Source organism: Ruegeria sp. P10 (genome assembly GCF_056534925.1).
Genome location: NZ_JBQERJ010000011.1, coordinates 87,413 through 102,479 on the forward strand (window position 1 = coordinate 87,413; position 15,067 = coordinate 102,479).

The following is a 15,067-nucleotide window of genomic DNA, read 5'->3' on the forward strand; positions in this document are numbered from 1 at the left end:
GTCAGGCGTCTGTCTCTGACAACGCGTCATCCAGAGTTTCAAAAAGTCTGAAAACCGTATCCATGCGTGTCAAGCGAAAGACTTTTTCGACCACTGGCTGCAACCCGGCCAGATCAAGCCTCCGGTCTTTTCCCAGCTGTTTCATTGAGGCAACGATTGCACCCAGACCGCTGGAGTCAATGAACTCGACATCGGACAGATCCAGCACAACGCGATGAGCGCTGTCCTCGGTATTGGTGCGCATGTCTTCCTTGAACTGAATGGCCATTGCAGCATCGATCCGGTCGGCATGAACGGTGATGATCTGAGTTTCGCCGGTTGTCTTGCTGGTCAGCCCCATGATCCTGCCGCCTTCCAAACTGAAATTGAGTCGTAGAAATACGCTAGACGGCAATTCTTACCATTCGGTATTCAAGAGCCCGAAAGCAGGAGGAAAACCCGGATGAGAGACGTTGTTATAGCAGGGGCCGCCCGTACACCGATGGGCGGGTTTCAGGGCATGTTTGACGGTGTTGCTGCGGCTGACCTCGGGGGCGAAGCAATCCGCGCGGCTTTGCAGCAGGCAGGGGTGCAGACGGTCGACGAAGTGCTGATGGGCTGCGTTTTGCCGGCGGGGCAGGGCCAGGCACCTGCGCGGCAGGCCGGATTCGCGGCGGGATTGGGCGAAGAGGTACCCGCCACGACGCTGAACAAAATGTGCGGTTCGGGGATGAAGGCCGCTATGATGTCCTTCGACCAAATTGCATTGGGTCATGCAGATACGATGGTTGCGGGCGGCATGGAAAGCATGACCAACGCGCCCTATCTTCTTCCCAAGATGCGCGGCGGTGCCCGCATTGGCCACGGTCAGGTGGTTGATCACATGTTCCTCGACGGCCTTGAAGATGCCTATGACAAAGGCCGCCTGATGGGGACTTTCGCCGAAGACTGTGCCGAGGCGTATCAGTTCACCCGTGAAGCACAGGATGAATACGCGCTGCAATCTTTGTCCAACGCGCTGTCTGCGCAGGAAAATGGCGCATTCGATCAGGAAATCACACCCGTTACCGTCCGGACGCGCAAAGGTGAAATTCTGCTGGAGACAGATGAGCAGCCAAAATCCGCCCGCCCCGAGAAGATCCCGACGCTGAAGCCTGCGTTCCGCAAGGACGGTACGGTGACGGCCGCCAACTCGTCTTCGATTTCGGACGGCGCGGCGGCGCTGGTTCTTGCGTCGGCAGAAACCGCCGAAGCGCGGGGCATGACGGTTCGGGCCCGGATTTTGGGGCATGCGAGTCATGCTCAGGCCCCCGGCCTTTTCACGACGGCTCCGGTTCCGGCGGCGCAGAAGCTCTTGTCACGCATTGGCTGGAGCAAGGATGACGTCGACCTGTGGGAAGTGAACGAGGCCTTCGCGGTTGTGCCGATGGCTTTCATGCACGAAATGGGCTTGCCACGAGACAAGGTGAATGTGAATGGCGGCGCCTGCGCCCTAGGCCATCCCATCGGTGCCTCGGGTGCCCGCATCATCGTTACGTTGTTGAATGCGCTGGAAAAACGTAACCTCAAACGGGGCGTCGCGGCGATCTGCATTGGCGGGGGGGAAGGCACGGCCATTGCCATCGAACGCGTTTGACCCTTCATCTTTTTCCAAATACTCCGGGGGTTCGGGGGCCGTGCCCCCGACCATCCGAAGGGGTTGCAATCAATGACTGCCGATTATGAAACGCTTGCCAAAACCATCGCGGCCCTGACCGAAGGCGAAACGGACCAGGTTGCTCTTATGGCGACTGTCGCCTGCGAGGTTCACCATTCCGACGATCGGTTTGACTGGACCGGGTTTTATCGTGTCACCGAACCGGGCGTTCTGAAGATCGGCCCTTATCAGGGTGGGCATGGTTGTTTGGTCATCCCGTTCGAACGGGGCGTCTGCGGTGCCGCCGCAAGAACGGGCGAAACGCAACTGGTGCCGGATGTCGATGCGTTTCCGGGTCACATCGCCTGCGCCAGCTCAACCCGGTCCGAACTGGTTCTGCCCGTGCGGGATTCGTCGGGACAAGTCATCGCCGTTTTTGACATTGACAGCGACCAGCCGGACGCTTTCACGCAACAGGATGCGCAAAATCTGGAAGGCATTTTGACCGCAGTGTTTGCCGGGCACTGACCGCTGCGGTCGTTGCGGATGTGCATCAACCCAAGGGATTCCCGGGCGAATGAAGGGCGCGGCTGACTTCATCTTGCAGGCTTCGAAGCGATCTCCTATCAGAATCCATAGCGAAGTTTCGTTTTGGGGTGTTTCTCAGGGATGCAAGAGTCTGACATCAATCCGACGGTCGCAGATGAAGCGCCTCGAAAAGGGATCAGACGCGCCCATATGGCGACATTCCCGGATCGCATCGGCGTATTGCCCCATTCGGTGGCAAGCATCGCGCATCAGGTCGACAGAGTTTTCATCTGCCTGAACGAATATCAGGAAGTTCCCGATTTTCTGGGTGAGTTCGACAACGTCACCGCCGTGATCCCCGACCGGGATTACAAGGATGTCGGCAAGTTCATCTTCCAACCGGATCCTGCAGATACCGTTTTTCTGGTCGACGATGATATCGAATATGCGGACAACTATGTCCGTCAGACCATACGCCGGGCGCGGGGCGTCGGACTGGAAAAGCGTGTCTTCGGCTATCATGCCACGACGTTCACAAACCCGACGCCCAAGTCGATACGGCAGCGCACGTTGTTGCGTATGAACCAACGGCTGACCTACTCGACCAGGGTGCACCAGCTGGGAACCGGAACCGTCATGGTGTCCGGGTCGCTGTTCCCGACACTGGAATACATGGAAGGCAGCGAGAAGTTCGTCGATGTGCGTTTTGCCCGTTACTGTTTCGAAAATGGAATCGAAATGTGGACGCTGCCCAGAAATCGCCGCCGCTTTCCCAGCTTGCTTGCCGGGCTTGAGCCGGAAAAGCGCGAAACGATCGCCGACAGTTTCACCCGTCGTTGGCCTCAACATGTGTTGGATGAAGTGAAGGTTTTTGCCGGTCTTCAATTCTAAGGCCGGGCGGGCTTTGCACGATCCAGGCTTTTCCAGATCTGTTTCTGTCGCGAAGGGTTTCGCATGTCGCCGCAGCACGACGGGGCAACGATATGTGCTGTCTTTTTGAAATGAAGCCCTTGTACGGCAAACACTGAAATCCGGCTGCTGCGCCCCTGCGGTTTTTCTGGTGTTTTAGGGGCCTGTGCGCCTTCTGCTCCTCAATTCTGTCTTTCGCACACGATGATGATCGACGCCCAAATGAAACCGGGCGTGAAAAAACGCTTGGAAATTTCACCGGCTTGCTTCATCGTGAAAAACGAAGGAAGAATTTCACAAGATTCGGAGCGGCCTGTGAACAGCCAAGCCCCCCAAAGCGCGACCCTTGGTGCTGACCTGAGGGCCTTGCGCAAGGCCCGAGGGTTGACCCTGACCGAGATCGCAACTCGGCTGGATCGCTCTGTCGGTTGGTTGAGCCAGGTCGAGCGCGATTTGTCCGAGCCTTCAATCTCGGACCTGCGCCAGATTGCCGAATGCCTCGGCGTGCCAATGTCGATGCTGTTTGCGCATTCAGCCGCCCCTGCGAACGAATTGGGCTACGTTGTGCGCGCCGGGTCGCGTCGCCCGATGGGGTCGGGCGAAGAAGGGCTGATCGAAGAGTTGCTGTCGCCGGATCTGACCGATGATTTCGAAATGGTGCATTCCACTTTCGAGCCAAATTCACGGATGCAGACACCGGCCAACCGCCCGACTCAGGAAGTGGGCTATATGATTTCAGGTCGATTGAATCTGACGATCGGGTCGCGTGAATTCCTGGTGGGGCCGGGCGACAGTTTTCGGATCAAACATGAACCTTATCAATGGGCCAACCCCTATGAAGAGCCTGCAGTGGCCATCTGGGTCATTGCTCCGCCGGTGTACTGATGTCATTCGAGGCGTGGTCCATTTTCGCGCTGTTCTGGGTGGTATTCGTCACCACACCGGGGCCTAACGCGGTCAACTGCATCTCGAACGGGATGAGCCTGCCGTTTCCAAAGGCCATGATGGGTGTATTGGCCATACTGACGCAGGCTAGCATGTTTTTGATCCTATCCGCGCTGGGCGTCACAGCCCTGATTGCGGCTTCTCCGACCGGGTTTTTCGTGGCCAAGTTGGTCGGTGCGGGCTTTCTGATCTGGTTGGGCCTGCGGGGATGGATGAATGCCGGCAAGCCCGCTCCGGTCTCGGAACGCCCGGCCCGGCACGTTTATCTGCACGCGCTGGCAGTGGCCACGATCAACCCAAAAAGCGTCGCGGGCTATCTGGCCGCGTTTTCGCAATTCGTGCAGCCGGACGTGCCGATCTGGCAGCAGATGGTCGTGATTATGCCAACCGCACTATTAATCACAACGCTCAGCTATACCGGTTTTACCGTGTTGGGCGCTTTGATGGGCAAGGCGGCACTAGGCGCAGTATTCAACATCTGGGTGCGCCGGGTGATGGCGGCCTGTTTCATAATCTACGGCGTGTTGTTGGGAACCAGCACCGCGCCTGCGGCAAGGGGGTAATCTTATGTACAGAGGGTCCTGCCTTTGCGGTTCAGTTGCTTTCACCATCGACGGAGACCTTTCTCCGCCTTCAGCCTGCCATTGCGGGCAGTGTCGAAAGCAATCCGGCCACGTCTGGGCCTCGACCACGACCCATCAGGACAACCTGAGTTTCTCGGCCCGCGACACGCTGAAGTGGTTCCGTGCATCAGACATCGCACGGCGCGGGTTTTGCAGCAAATGCGGTTCATTCCTCTTCTGGCAACATACCGAAGAGGACACGATTTCGATTGCCATGGGCGCGTTCGATGCGCCCACGGGCCAAAAGCTCTCGAGGCACATCTTTGTGGCTGACAAGGGCGACTATTACGACATCACGGACGATCTGCCCCAACGGGCACAGTAACAGGGACCAAAACTCATGAGTGATTTTCCGACAAAAGCACGCGTGGTCATTATCGGTGGCGGTGTGGTGGGGGCTTCCTCGCTGTATCATCTGGCCAAGAAAGGCTGGACCGACTGCGTTCTGCTGGAAAAGAACGAACTGACCGCAGGCTCGACCTGGCACGCGGCCGGTAACGTTCCGACCTTCTCGACCTCGTGGGCGATCATGAACATGCAGCGCTATTCGACCGAACTGTATTCGCGTCTGGGCGAAGAGGTCGACTATCCGATGAACTACCATGTTTCGGGGTCGATCCGTCTGGCGCACAGCAAGGAACGGATGCAGGAGTTCCAGCGGGCCATGTCGATGGGCCGCTATCAGGGAATTCCGATGGAGATGTGGACGCCGGAGCAGGCCAAGGAACGCTACCCTTTCCTGGAAACTCATGATCTTGAGGGTGTTCTGTATGACCCGACCGACGGTGACATCGACCCGGCACAACTGACGCAGGCGCTGGCCAAGGGCGCGCGTGACATGGGCCAGAAGATCATCCGCTTCTGTCCGGCAACTGGCGTCACCCAGCATGGCGACGGCACCTGGACCGTTCATACCGAAAAGGGCGATATAGGCTGCGACTATGTCGTCAACGCCGCGGGCTACTATGCCCAGCGTGTGGGTGAATGGTTCAAGCCCTATGGCGGTCGCACCGTACCCGCGATGGTCATGAGCCACCAGTACCTGCTGACCGAGGAAATCCCCGAAATCGAGGCCTGGTCGAAGGAAAGCGGCGGCAAGCTGCCGCTGCTGCGCGACGTGGATATCTCCTACTACCTGCGGCAGGAGAAGAACGGCTTCAACCTCGGCCCCTACGAGCCCAACTGCAAGGGGCACTGGATGACCGAGGACGACCAGATGCCCGAAGATTTCTCGTTCCAGCTGTGGAACGACGATCTGGACCGGATCGAGGACATTGTCGCCGATGCGATGGAGCGGGTGCCGCTGATGGCGACCTCGGGCGTGGGGCGCGTGATCAACGGGCCGATCCCATATGCGCCCGATGGCCTGCCGCTGATCGGCCCGATGCCCGGCGTCAAGAACGCGTTTGAGGCGCATACCTTCACCTTCGGCATCGCCCAGGGCGGCGGCGCGGGCAAGGTACTGGCCGAATGGATCGTGGATGGCGCCACCGAATGGGATATGTGGGCCGTCGATCCGCGCCGCTATACCGACTACACCGATCAGGACTACTGCAACCAAAAGGGTATGGAGGTCTATGGCAACGAATACGCCATGCACTTCCCCTATCACGAATGGCCCGCCGCACGCGACAAGAAGCTGTCGCCGGTACATGCCAAGGTCAAGGAACTGGGTGGCGTTATGGGGGCCTATAATGGCTGGGAGCGCGCCGACTGGTTTGCGCAGCCGGGGGACGATACCTCCGAGGAAAGCACCCACACCTGGGGCCGCTCGGGCCCGTGGGAGCAACGGATCAAGGAAGAATGCGAAGCTGTGCGCGACCATTGCGGCGTGCTCGACCTGCCGGGTTTCTCGCGCTTCGTCGTCAAAGGCGAAGGCGCGGCCGAGACGCTGCGCGGGCTGGTCACCGGCGGCCTGCCCAAGGTGGGGCGGATCAACCTGGTCTACATCGCCGACGATCGCGGCCGCATCCTGACCGAGATGTCCTGCATGCGCCTGGGCGAGGATGAGTTCGTGATGATCACCGCCGCCACCGCGCAATGGCACGACCGCGACATCCTGATGAACGCGATGCCTGCGGGCGTCACGGTCGAGGACGTGACCACCACCCGCGACACCCTGATCGTGACCGGACCGAAATCGCGCGAGATCCTGTCGGGTCTGACCGATGCCGACCTTTCGTTGGGCTGGCTGACCCATCAGGCCGCCACCGTGGCCGGGCAACCCGCCCACCTGATCCGCGTGTCCTTTGCTGGCGAACTGGGCTGGGAGGTGCACGCGCTGAACGAGCACATGCCCGCGATCTATGACGCGTTCCTTGCCGCCGGGGCCAAGCCGTTCGGCATGTATGCACTGAACAGCCTGCGCATCGAAAAGGGCTATCGCGCATGGAAGGGTGATCTGAGCACCGACTACTCGCTGCTGGAAGCGGGTTTGGAGCGGTTTGTCAAACTGGACAAGCCACAGGACTTCCCCGGAAAGGCTGCAATCCTGAACGAAAAGCAGCAGGGTGTGAAAAAGTCGTTCGTCACCCTGACTGTCGACGCAGGTGATTGCGATGCGCCTTACATGTCGTGCATCTGGCAGGGCGATCAGATCGTGGGCGAGACCACTTCCGGCGCATGGGGTTACCGCGTCGGCAAATCCATCGCGCTGGGCATGATCAAGTCAGAACTTGCAAACCCCGGTACCGAGCTCGAGGTTGAAATCTACGGCCAGAAGTGCCGCGCCGTGGTACAGGAGGATCAGCCGCTGTGGGATCCCGCAAACGAGCGGCTGCGCGCCTGACAAACAGGAGGCCCCCATGCGCCCGCGATATTCCAAGATGGGACCTGGTGAAGGTCCCAACTATGACTGGGAAAACGACCATACCTTCGTGAAAGTTTCCGGTCAGGACACGGGCGGAGCCTACACACTGATGGAAGACAACGTGAAGGCCAGCTTCGCACTTGGCCTTCATCGCCACGACAGCCATGCCGGGACATTCTGTTGTCCGGAAGGCGGGGTTGGTTTCCTTGTTGATGTGGATCGCGTTGATGTGGGCTGAGGATCACGAGCCACAGTCCGAAACATTCGGATGATGAGGTCTGAGATGACGATTCCCAATACCATGTCGGGCGTTTACCTGACCGATCACGGTGGACCCGAGGTTCTGGAATGGCGTGATGATATTCCGGCTCCTGAACCCGGGGCAGGGCAAGTTCTTGTTCGGGTCGCTGCCGCAGGTGTGAACAACACGGATATCAACACACGGGTCGGTTGGTATTCCTCGGGCGTCACCGGTGCGACGGATGCCGTTGATCAGAAGGTCGAAGCGGGCGGTTGGGGCGGTGCATTGCACTTTCCCCGCATTCAGGGCGGAGATCTTTGTGGCATCGTGGAACAGGTTGGGCCGGGTGTTGCCTTCAAACCCGGGCAGCGCGTGACCTGTCCGATAAACCTGCCGCGTCCGCGCCCGGGAAACCCGCAGGGCTTCATTGCGCTTGGTTCCGAAATCGATGGGGCCTTTGCCCAGTATTGTCTGGTTGAAGCCGATGATCTCTATGACGTCAGCGCCTCGCCTCTTTCGGACGTGGAAATCGCCGCCATTCCTTGCGCCTTCGGGACGGCGGAAAACCTGCTGACCCGCGCAGGCGTGACTGCCGGGCACAAGGTTCTGATTACCGGCGCCTCGGGCGGCGTCGGGCTGGCGGCGGTGCAACTGGCCGCCCTGCGCGGGGCGTCGGTTTGGGCTGTAACAGCGGGCACGAAAGCCGAGATCGTGAAATCCCAGGGGGCCGAGAATACGTTTGACCGGAACGACCCGCTGCCGCAGGGTATGTTCGATGTGGTGATCGATGTTGTGGGTGGCCCGGCCTGGCCATCGCTGATCCTTTCCCTGAAATCCGGCGGGCACTATGCCGTTTCGGGGGCAATAGCAGGCCCGATTGTCGAAGCTGATCTGCGGGACATATATCTGCGCGACATCACCATACATGGGTGCACGCACCAGGCGCCCGAAGTCTTTGCCCGTCTTGTCGAACTGGTGAATACCGGACGGATCAAGCCACTGGTTTCCCGGACCTATCCGTTGAAGGATATTGGTATTGCACAGGCTGATTTTCAGTCAAAGACTCTTCCGGGAAAACTGGTATTGGTGCCCTGAGGAGTAATGACATGGCAGATATCACTCTTTTGGACGGCTCTATCGGGCAGGAACTGGTAAAACGCAGTGGCGACCGGGCGACACCGCTGTGGTCGACGCGCGTGATGATCGATCACCCCGATTTGGTTGCGGAAGTGCACCGCGACTATTTCAGCCGGGGTGCGACGGTCGCGACAACCAATACTTATGCCGTCCATCGCTCTCGCCTGGTGCGGGTGGGGATAGAGGATCAGATGCCTACCCTGATCGACACTGCCTTGACGCAGGCCGAACGCGCCCGCACGGAAACCGGGGGGCGGATCGCGGGTGCACTGGGGCCATTGCTCGCTTCATATCGCCCCGACCTTAACCCGGACCCTGCGGATGCGGCTGAAAAGTTCGCTGAACTTGTGGCCATGATGGCCGCGCGGGTCGATCTGTTTTTGATCGAAACCGTGTCCTCGGTGCAAGAGGCCGAGGGCGCATTGCGTGGCACGGTCGGATGCGGAAAACCGGTTTGGCTGTCCCTGTCGGTCAATGATGACGATGGCAGCCTTCTCAGGTCCGGCGAACCGTTGGCGGACATTGCACCGTTGATGGAGGAGTTTTCGCCCGATGCCGTGTTAATCAACTGTTCGCGCCCCGAGGCGATCCCGGCGGCGCTCGAGGTTCTGTCCGGCATGAACCGGCCTTACGGGGCCTACGCCAATGGCTTCACGCATATTACGGATGATTTCCTTCAGGATGCGCCGACCGTGGATTCCCTGCAAGAACGGCATGACCTTGGCCCCAGGGCTTATGCGGATCAGGTGATGCGGTGGATCAATCAGGGGGCAACGATTGTTGGCGGGTGCTGCGAAATCGGGCCGGATCATATCGAAGAACTGGCGAACCGGTTGCGGGCCGCCGGTCACAATATCGTTTGAAGAAAATGGCGGCAAAATCTACTTCGGACGCTCCAAAGCAGGCCATCCGGCATTTCGACATCCTTGTCGCGCCGGGTTTCGTGCTGTTGGAGCTGGCGTCGTTGGTAGAGGTATTGAGGCTGGCCAACCGCGTCTGCCCAAGCCCTCCGTTCTCCTTCACCTATCGCTCGCTCAAAGGTGGCCCGATTGCCAGCAGCAGTGACGCCGTGGTTCAAACAGAAGCGGTGCCGTCACAGCCAAGGGCGGATTACCTGTTCGTAATCGGCAATTCAGACCCGGACCATCCGGATTTGTCGTTGGGGCGGGTGGTGTCGGACTATACCTTCCGGGACGCCAAGGTGTTCCTGCTGGCCGAAGCCGCCAGCCGCTATATCGACGAGCAGGGAACAGCCGACCTGGCAACCCATTGGGAAAACGCATCGTTCCTGCGGGAACGCGGCGCCCGGTTCGAAGCCAAGCTGTCGATCGCAACCGAACAGGGCGCGGTTGTGACATGTGCCGGGATGGAGGCCACGACGGATATCGCCTTGGCGGTGATCGGGCGCCATATCTCGGGGCCTGCGAAGATGACCGTGGCCGACATCATGCTGCATGAGAACATCCGCGATTTCGCTTCGATGCAACCGTTCTCGGGGGCCAAGTTGACGGCGACCGGCGATTCGAAGCTGGATCAGTGCATAAAGCTCATGCAGGCCAATATCGAAGACCCCCTGCCGATCAATCAGATCGTCGAATCGCTGCACCTGTCGAACCGGTCCCTCGAGCGTAAGTTCAAAACCTTTTTTGGAACCACTCCCAACGGATTCTACCGGGAAATGCGACTGGCCAAGGCAAATAACCTGTTGCTGAACACCACGATGAGCGTGCGCGAAATTGGATTGGCCTGTGGTTTTCCGAACGGGTTTTCGTCCGTGTACAAAAGCTTCTTCGGGGTCACGCCCTTTGTCGTACGCCGGCAAAAGCGAGCCGCATCACATCGGTGAAAACTGCGGATTCCGTGACGCTTTTGATGCATTTGTCGTCGATCTTTCATGGCAATCTGTGCCAAACCTGACACAGCGGAGATTTCAGGATGGTTGATCTTCCCAGCAAGGCCCGAGTGGTCATCATCGGCGGTGGCGTCATCGGATGCTCGGTTGCATATCATTTGACCAAGAAGGGCTGGACCGATGTTGTTCTGCTAGAACGCAAGCAACTGACCAGTGGCACCACCTGGCACGCGGCGGGCCTGATCGGGCAACTGCGCGCGTCTTCCAACATGACCAAACTGGCGCGTTATTCCGCAGAGCTCTATCTGGGCCTTGAGGAAGAGACCGGTGTCGCCACCGGCCTACGTCAGGTCGGGTCCGTTTCGGTCGCCCTGACCAGTGAGCGGTTGGAGGAGCTTCTCCGAAATGCGGCAATGGCCCGCGCCTTTGGCGTGCCGGTCGAAGAGCTTTCTCCGACCGAAGTCAAAGAGCGATATGAGCATATCAACCTCGACGGCGTGGCAGGTGGCGTTTGGTTGCCAACCGATGGCCAGGCAGATCCTGCTAATATTGCCTTGGCTTTGGCCAAGGGTGCGCGTCAACGCGGTGGGGTGATCAAGGAACGGGTGAAGGTGACCGGGATTTCCCGGCACGGACGGCGCGCGACCGGTGTCGACTGGGTCAGTGATGACGGGCAATCCCAAGGGCATATCGCCTGTGATATGGTTGTCAATTGCGCGGGAATGTGGGGGCGCGAGGTTGGCAAGATGGCCGGCGTGAATGTGCCGCTGCACGCCTGCGAACATTTCTACATCGTCTCTGAACCCATTGAAGGGTTGAGCCAGATGCCGGTTCTGCGGGTGCCAGATGAATGCGCCTACTACAAGGAAGATGCGGGCAAAATGATGTTGGGCGCATTCGAGCCCAATGCCAAACCCTGGGCCATGAACGGTATTCCCGACAGCTTCGAGTTCGACCAACTGCCCGAGGATTTCGACCACTTCGAACCGATCCTCGAAGCGGCGTGCAACCGGATGCCAATGCTGTCCGAGGCGGGTATTCACACCTTCTTCAACGGCCCCGAATCCTTTACTCCCGACGACGCCTATCACTTGGGTCTGGCACCCGAGATGGACAATGTCTGGGTCGCGGCCGGGTTCAACTCGATCGGTATCCAGTCCGCCGGTGGCGCGGGCATGTCGCTGGCCGAGTGGATGGATGCCGGTGAAAAACCCTTTGACCTGGGCGATGTGGATATCGGTCGGATGCAGCCGTTTCAGGGCAATAAGAAATACCTTTATGAACGTTCAAAAGAAACGTTGGGATTGCTCTACGCTGATCACTATCCCTATCGCCAGAAAGCCACGGCGCGGGGCGTGCGCCGGACGCCATTCCATCACCACCTGAATGAACACGGTGCCGTGTTCGGCGAACTGGCCGGGTGGGAGCGCGCCAACTGGTTCGCCAACGAAGGGCAGGAACGCGAATACAGCTACAGCTGGAAGCGTCAGAACTGGTTCGAGAACTCGGCCGCCGAACACCGCGCGGTGCGCGAGAACGTGGGCATGTATGACATGTCCTCCTTCGGCAAGATCCGGGTCGAGGGCCCCGATGTCGAGAAGTTCATGAACTATATCGGTGGCGGCGATTATGCGGTGCCCAATGGCAAGATCGTCTACACGCAGTTTCTGAACCGTTCCGGCGGGATCGAGGCGGATGTCACCGTGACCCGCCTTTCCGAGACCGCCTATCTGGTGGTCACCCCGGCGGCGACGCGCCTGGCGGACCAGACGTGGATGATGCGTCATTCGGGGAACTTCAACGTGGTCATCACCGATGTCACGGCGGGTGAAGGCGTTCTGGCGGTGATGGGTCCGAATACGCGGGCCCTGCTGGAAAAGGTTTCGCCCAACGATTTCTCGAACGCGGCAAACCCCTTCGGCACCGCGCAGGAGATCGAGATCGGTATGGGCCTCGCCCGCGCCCACCGCGTCACCTATGTGGGCGAGCTGGGCTGGGAGATCTACGTCTCGTCCGACATGGCGGGCCACGTCTTTGAAACGCTGCACGAGGCAGGGCAGGAGATGGGGTTGAAGCTTTGCGGCATGCACATGATGGACAGCTGCCGGATCGAAAAGGGTTTCCGCCATTTCGGCCATGACATCACCTGCGAAGATCACGTGGTGGATGCCGGGCTGGGCTTTGCCGTCAAGGTGGACAAGGGCTGCGACTTCATCGGCCGCGAGGCGGTGATCGCTCGCAAGGAAAGCGGGCCGAAATCGCGCCTGGTGCAATTCCGCCTGACCGATCCCGAGCCGCTGCTGTTCCACAATGAACCGATCATCCGCGATGGCGAGTATGTGGGCTATCTCAGCTCGGGCAACTATGGCCACACGCTGGGAGGCGCGATTGGCATGGGCTATGTGCCTTGCGAGGGGGAAAAGGCTGCCGACGTGCTGGCCTCGAGCTACGAGATCGATGTGTGTGGCGTAAAGGTCAAAGCCGAAGCGTCGCTCAAGCCGATGTATGATCCGAAATCCGAACGGGTGAAGGTGTGACCACGGGTTTTGGTGGGGGCGCTGCCCCCGCCGCCTTCGGCGACTCCCCCGGGATATTTTCGGCCAGATGAAGAGCCGGTCCCTTGTTCATCTGGCCACAAATATCCCGGAGCGCGAGGCAGAGCCTCGCATTTCAGACCTCACCTGAAAAGCGTGGTCTGACAACTCATCAAACATTGTTATGTGACACTTCACTGTTTTCAGAGTTTTCAACCCGTTCATTTCTGCCTTAAACCGAACCGGTATCAACCGGAGACCCGATGTGGCAGACACGCTTCTACCTTCACAGAACACGGACACACCAAAAGGGCTTGCGCTGGCAGTCACGGCCTATGTCCTGTGGGGGTTCTTGCCTCTGTACATGAAAGCGCTGGATCATATGGGCGCGGTCGAGGTTGTGGCGCACCGTGTTATCTGGTCAGTGCCTGTGGCCGGGTTGTTGCTGGTTGTCCTGGGCCGAACCCGGGATCTGAAGGCCGCGCTTGTCAATCCGAAGATGTTGGGTATGGCCGCTTTGACCGCTGCGCTTATTTCCGTGAACTGGGCGATTTACGTATGGGCCATTTCCACGGGCAACGCACTGGATGCGGCGTTGGGGTATTACATCAACCCCCTATTCAGTATCGCGCTGGGGGCAATCCTGTTGAGAGAACCCCTGACACGGACACAACTGTTCGCGGTCGGATTGGCCGCGCTGGGTGTGGTGGTACTTGTGGTGGAAGCCGGTCGTTTGCCTTGGGCGGCTCTTGGGTTGATGATCAGTTGGGGATTCTACGCGTTCTTCAAGCGCTCGCTGCCGATTGGGCCGAACCAGGGTTTCCTGCTTGAGGTCCTGATCCTTTTGATCCCGGCGCTGGTCTATGTCACGTTTCTGGGTGTGCGGGGCACTGGTCATTTCGGTGTCGCGATGTCGGACACCTTGTTGTTGTCCTGTGCAGGGGTCGTGACGGCGGTGCCATTGCTGGTTTATGCAAATGGCGCCAAACTGGTGCGTCTGTCCACGATGGGCATCCTGCAATACATCGCGCCGACCATGATCTTCATTACAGCGATAACCCTGTTCGGCGAGAAGATAGACACGGGCCGGATGATCGCGTTCCCACTGATCTGGGCGGCTCTGGTCGTTTACTCGATCCCTATGATCCGGCAGGCGCGCGGTCAGGCCTGAAGCAACAGACGCGCGGCTGCATCCGCCCAGAGCGCATACGCCCGGGGACTGGGATGGTAGCCATCCGGTGCAGCCAATGCCGGGTCGTCCGGCAGGTCGAGTGGCAGATGTTGAACATGCGGAAATGCAGCCGCAACCTCTTGCAACCCCTGATCCAGGCGCGCGGCCTGGCATCCAAGCACCCAGGCCAGCGGCTGTGGTAGGGCCGGAAACCTGTTCATCTGCGGGACAGCGGTTACGACGATGCGACGAGCCCCCAGGTTTTCTGAAAGCAAGCGGATAAGGCGGGTCTGACGGCGCGCAAATTGCTGGCGTGTTACGGCACGGGTGACATCATTGACTCCGAGTGCCGTAACGACAGCATCGAACTCGCCGTCCATTTGCGACAGGCGGTCGATCGTGTCCTGGGTGGTGTGCCCGGTTGTCGCTTCCAGCCGCCATTCGACCGCATAGTGGCCGGCCAGACGGTTGACCAGATGACCGGATAACGCCTGATCTTGCGTGCCTGCGCCCACTCCGGCAGCCGAGCTGTCACCGGTGATCAAAAGCCGCAGACGTGGCCCGCGCCCTGTGCGGCCTTCGCGCGGGCCAGTCGGATCCGGCAGCAACTGCGCGTTCCTTCGCACCGATAGCCCCTGCGTGGCAAGCACCGGAAGCAACGGAACCCGCAAAATCTGATCGGCAGCTAGGGAACGAGGCATTG

At 59.4% G+C, this 15,067-nt stretch carries 15 protein-coding genes; 13 read left to right on the forward strand and 2 right to left on the reverse strand.

Annotated elements, in window-relative coordinates; all coding sequences use genetic code 11:
- Position 1 precedes the first annotated feature (1 nt).
- A complete protein-coding gene (locus tag ACR0FB_RS17755) occupies positions 2 to 340 on the reverse strand; it encodes an STAS domain-containing protein (RefSeq protein WP_171637735.1) in 339 nt (112 codons plus the stop codon).
- Positions 341 to 442: 102 nt separating this feature from the next.
- Here ACR0FB_RS17755 and ACR0FB_RS17760 point away from each other — a divergent pair, with 102 nt between their 5' ends.
- From ACR0FB_RS17760 to rarD, 13 genes are all read left to right on the forward strand, one after another.
- Positions 443 to 1,615: a thiolase family protein gene (locus ACR0FB_RS17760; RefSeq protein WP_171724924.1), complete on the forward strand. Its 1,173-nt coding sequence runs from the start codon at positions 443 to 445 to the stop codon at positions 1,613 to 1,615.
- A gap of 72 nt (positions 1,616 to 1,687) precedes the next feature.
- Positions 1,688 to 2,143 (forward strand): GAF domain-containing protein, encoded by a 456-nt coding sequence (locus ACR0FB_RS17765; RefSeq protein ID WP_171724925.1) that lies wholly within the window; start codon positions 1,688 to 1,690, stop codon positions 2,141 to 2,143.
- Between the two features lie 141 nt (positions 2,144 to 2,284).
- The gene (locus ACR0FB_RS17770; protein ID WP_171637729.1) at positions 2,285 to 3,034 is read left to right on the forward strand and encodes a hypothetical protein; all 750 of its coding nucleotides are present in this window, start codon (positions 2,285 to 2,287) and stop codon (positions 3,032 to 3,034) included.
- A 333-nt stretch (positions 3,035 to 3,367) separates the two neighbouring features.
- Entirely contained in the window at positions 3,368 to 3,937 is a 570-nt protein-coding gene (locus ACR0FB_RS17775) for a helix-turn-helix domain-containing protein (RefSeq protein ID WP_171331727.1), read from the forward strand.
- Positions 3,937 to 4,560, forward strand: coding sequence for a LysE family translocator (locus tag ACR0FB_RS17780; RefSeq protein ID WP_171724926.1), 624 nt, complete (start codon positions 3,937 to 3,939; stop codon positions 4,558 to 4,560). Before ACR0FB_RS17775 ends, ACR0FB_RS17780 begins: the two co-directional genes overlap by 1 nt.
- A gap of 4 nt (positions 4,561 to 4,564) precedes the next feature.
- Positions 4,565 to 4,945, forward strand: coding sequence for a GFA family protein (locus ACR0FB_RS17785; protein ID WP_171724927.1), 381 nt, complete (start codon positions 4,565 to 4,567; stop codon positions 4,943 to 4,945).
- Positions 4,946 to 4,960: 15 nt separating this feature from the next.
- Entirely contained in the window at positions 4,961 to 7,408 is a 2,448-nt protein-coding gene (locus ACR0FB_RS17790) for a GcvT family protein (RefSeq protein WP_480621514.1), read from the forward strand.
- 16 nt (positions 7,409 to 7,424) lie between these two features.
- Complete coding sequence (locus tag ACR0FB_RS17795; protein WP_171637719.1) at positions 7,425 to 7,667, forward strand: cupin domain-containing protein; 243 nt, start codon at positions 7,425 to 7,427, stop codon at positions 7,665 to 7,667.
- Positions 7,668 to 7,712: 45 nt separating this feature from the next.
- On the forward strand, positions 7,713 to 8,765 hold the full coding sequence (locus ACR0FB_RS17800; protein WP_480621513.1) for an alcohol dehydrogenase family protein: 1,053 nt from the start codon (positions 7,713 to 7,715) through the stop codon (positions 8,763 to 8,765).
- A gap of 11 nt (positions 8,766 to 8,776) precedes the next feature.
- Positions 8,777 to 9,670, forward strand: coding sequence for a homocysteine S-methyltransferase family protein (locus tag ACR0FB_RS17805; RefSeq protein ID WP_480621512.1), 894 nt, complete (start codon positions 8,777 to 8,779; stop codon positions 9,668 to 9,670).
- 5 nt (positions 9,671 to 9,675) lie between these two features.
- Positions 9,676 to 10,653 (forward strand): GlxA family transcriptional regulator, encoded by a 978-nt coding sequence (locus ACR0FB_RS17810; RefSeq protein ID WP_171724930.1) that lies wholly within the window; start codon positions 9,676 to 9,678, stop codon positions 10,651 to 10,653.
- 89 nt (positions 10,654 to 10,742) lie between these two features.
- Positions 10,743 to 13,196: a GcvT family protein gene (locus ACR0FB_RS17815; RefSeq protein ID WP_480492408.1), complete on the forward strand. Its 2,454-nt coding sequence runs from the start codon at positions 10,743 to 10,745 to the stop codon at positions 13,194 to 13,196.
- Positions 13,197 to 13,458: 262 nt separating this feature from the next.
- Complete coding sequence (gene rarD, locus ACR0FB_RS17820; RefSeq protein ID WP_171724932.1) at positions 13,459 to 14,364, forward strand: EamA family transporter RarD; 906 nt, start codon at positions 13,459 to 13,461, stop codon at positions 14,362 to 14,364.
- On the opposite strand, the gene ACR0FB_RS17825 is transcribed toward rarD, so the two are convergent.
- Positions 14,355 to 15,065 (reverse strand): SGNH/GDSL hydrolase family protein, encoded by a 711-nt coding sequence (locus ACR0FB_RS17825; RefSeq protein WP_480621511.1) that lies wholly within the window; start codon positions 15,063 to 15,065, stop codon positions 14,355 to 14,357. The two genes, rarD and ACR0FB_RS17825, sit on opposite strands and share 10 nt — an antisense overlap.
- Positions 15,066 to 15,067: the final 2 nt, after the last annotated feature.

Coding starts and splice junctions, on each gene's coding strand:
- ACR0FB_RS17755 (WP_171637735.1), bottom strand. CDS start 340: ATGGGGCTGACCAGCAAGACAACCGGCGAAACTCAGATCATCACCGTT.
- ACR0FB_RS17760 (WP_171724924.1), top strand. CDS start 443: ATGAGAGACGTTGTTATAGCAGGGGCCGCCCGTACACCGATGGGCGGG.
- ACR0FB_RS17765 (WP_171724925.1), top strand. CDS start 1,688: ATGACTGCCGATTATGAAACGCTTGCCAAAACCATCGCGGCCCTGACC.
- ACR0FB_RS17770 (WP_171637729.1), top strand. CDS start 2,285: ATGCAAGAGTCTGACATCAATCCGACGGTCGCAGATGAAGCGCCTCGA.
- ACR0FB_RS17780 (WP_171724926.1), top strand. CDS start 3,937: ATGTCATTCGAGGCGTGGTCCATTTTCGCGCTGTTCTGGGTGGTATTC.
- ACR0FB_RS17785 (WP_171724927.1), top strand. CDS start 4,565: ATGTACAGAGGGTCCTGCCTTTGCGGTTCAGTTGCTTTCACCATCGAC.
- ACR0FB_RS17790 (WP_480621514.1), top strand. CDS start 4,961: ATGAGTGATTTTCCGACAAAAGCACGCGTGGTCATTATCGGTGGCGGT.
- ACR0FB_RS17795 (WP_171637719.1), top strand. CDS start 7,425: ATGCGCCCGCGATATTCCAAGATGGGACCTGGTGAAGGTCCCAACTAT.
- ACR0FB_RS17800 (WP_480621513.1), top strand. CDS start 7,713: ATGACGATTCCCAATACCATGTCGGGCGTTTACCTGACCGATCACGGT.
- ACR0FB_RS17805 (WP_480621512.1), top strand. CDS start 8,777: ATGGCAGATATCACTCTTTTGGACGGCTCTATCGGGCAGGAACTGGTA.
- ACR0FB_RS17810 (WP_171724930.1), top strand. CDS start 9,676: ATGGCGGCAAAATCTACTTCGGACGCTCCAAAGCAGGCCATCCGGCAT.
- ACR0FB_RS17815 (WP_480492408.1), top strand. CDS start 10,743: ATGGTTGATCTTCCCAGCAAGGCCCGAGTGGTCATCATCGGCGGTGGC.
- ACR0FB_RS17825 (WP_480621511.1), bottom strand. CDS start 15,065: ATGCCTCGTTCCCTAGCTGCCGATCAGATTTTGCGGGTTCCGTTGCTT.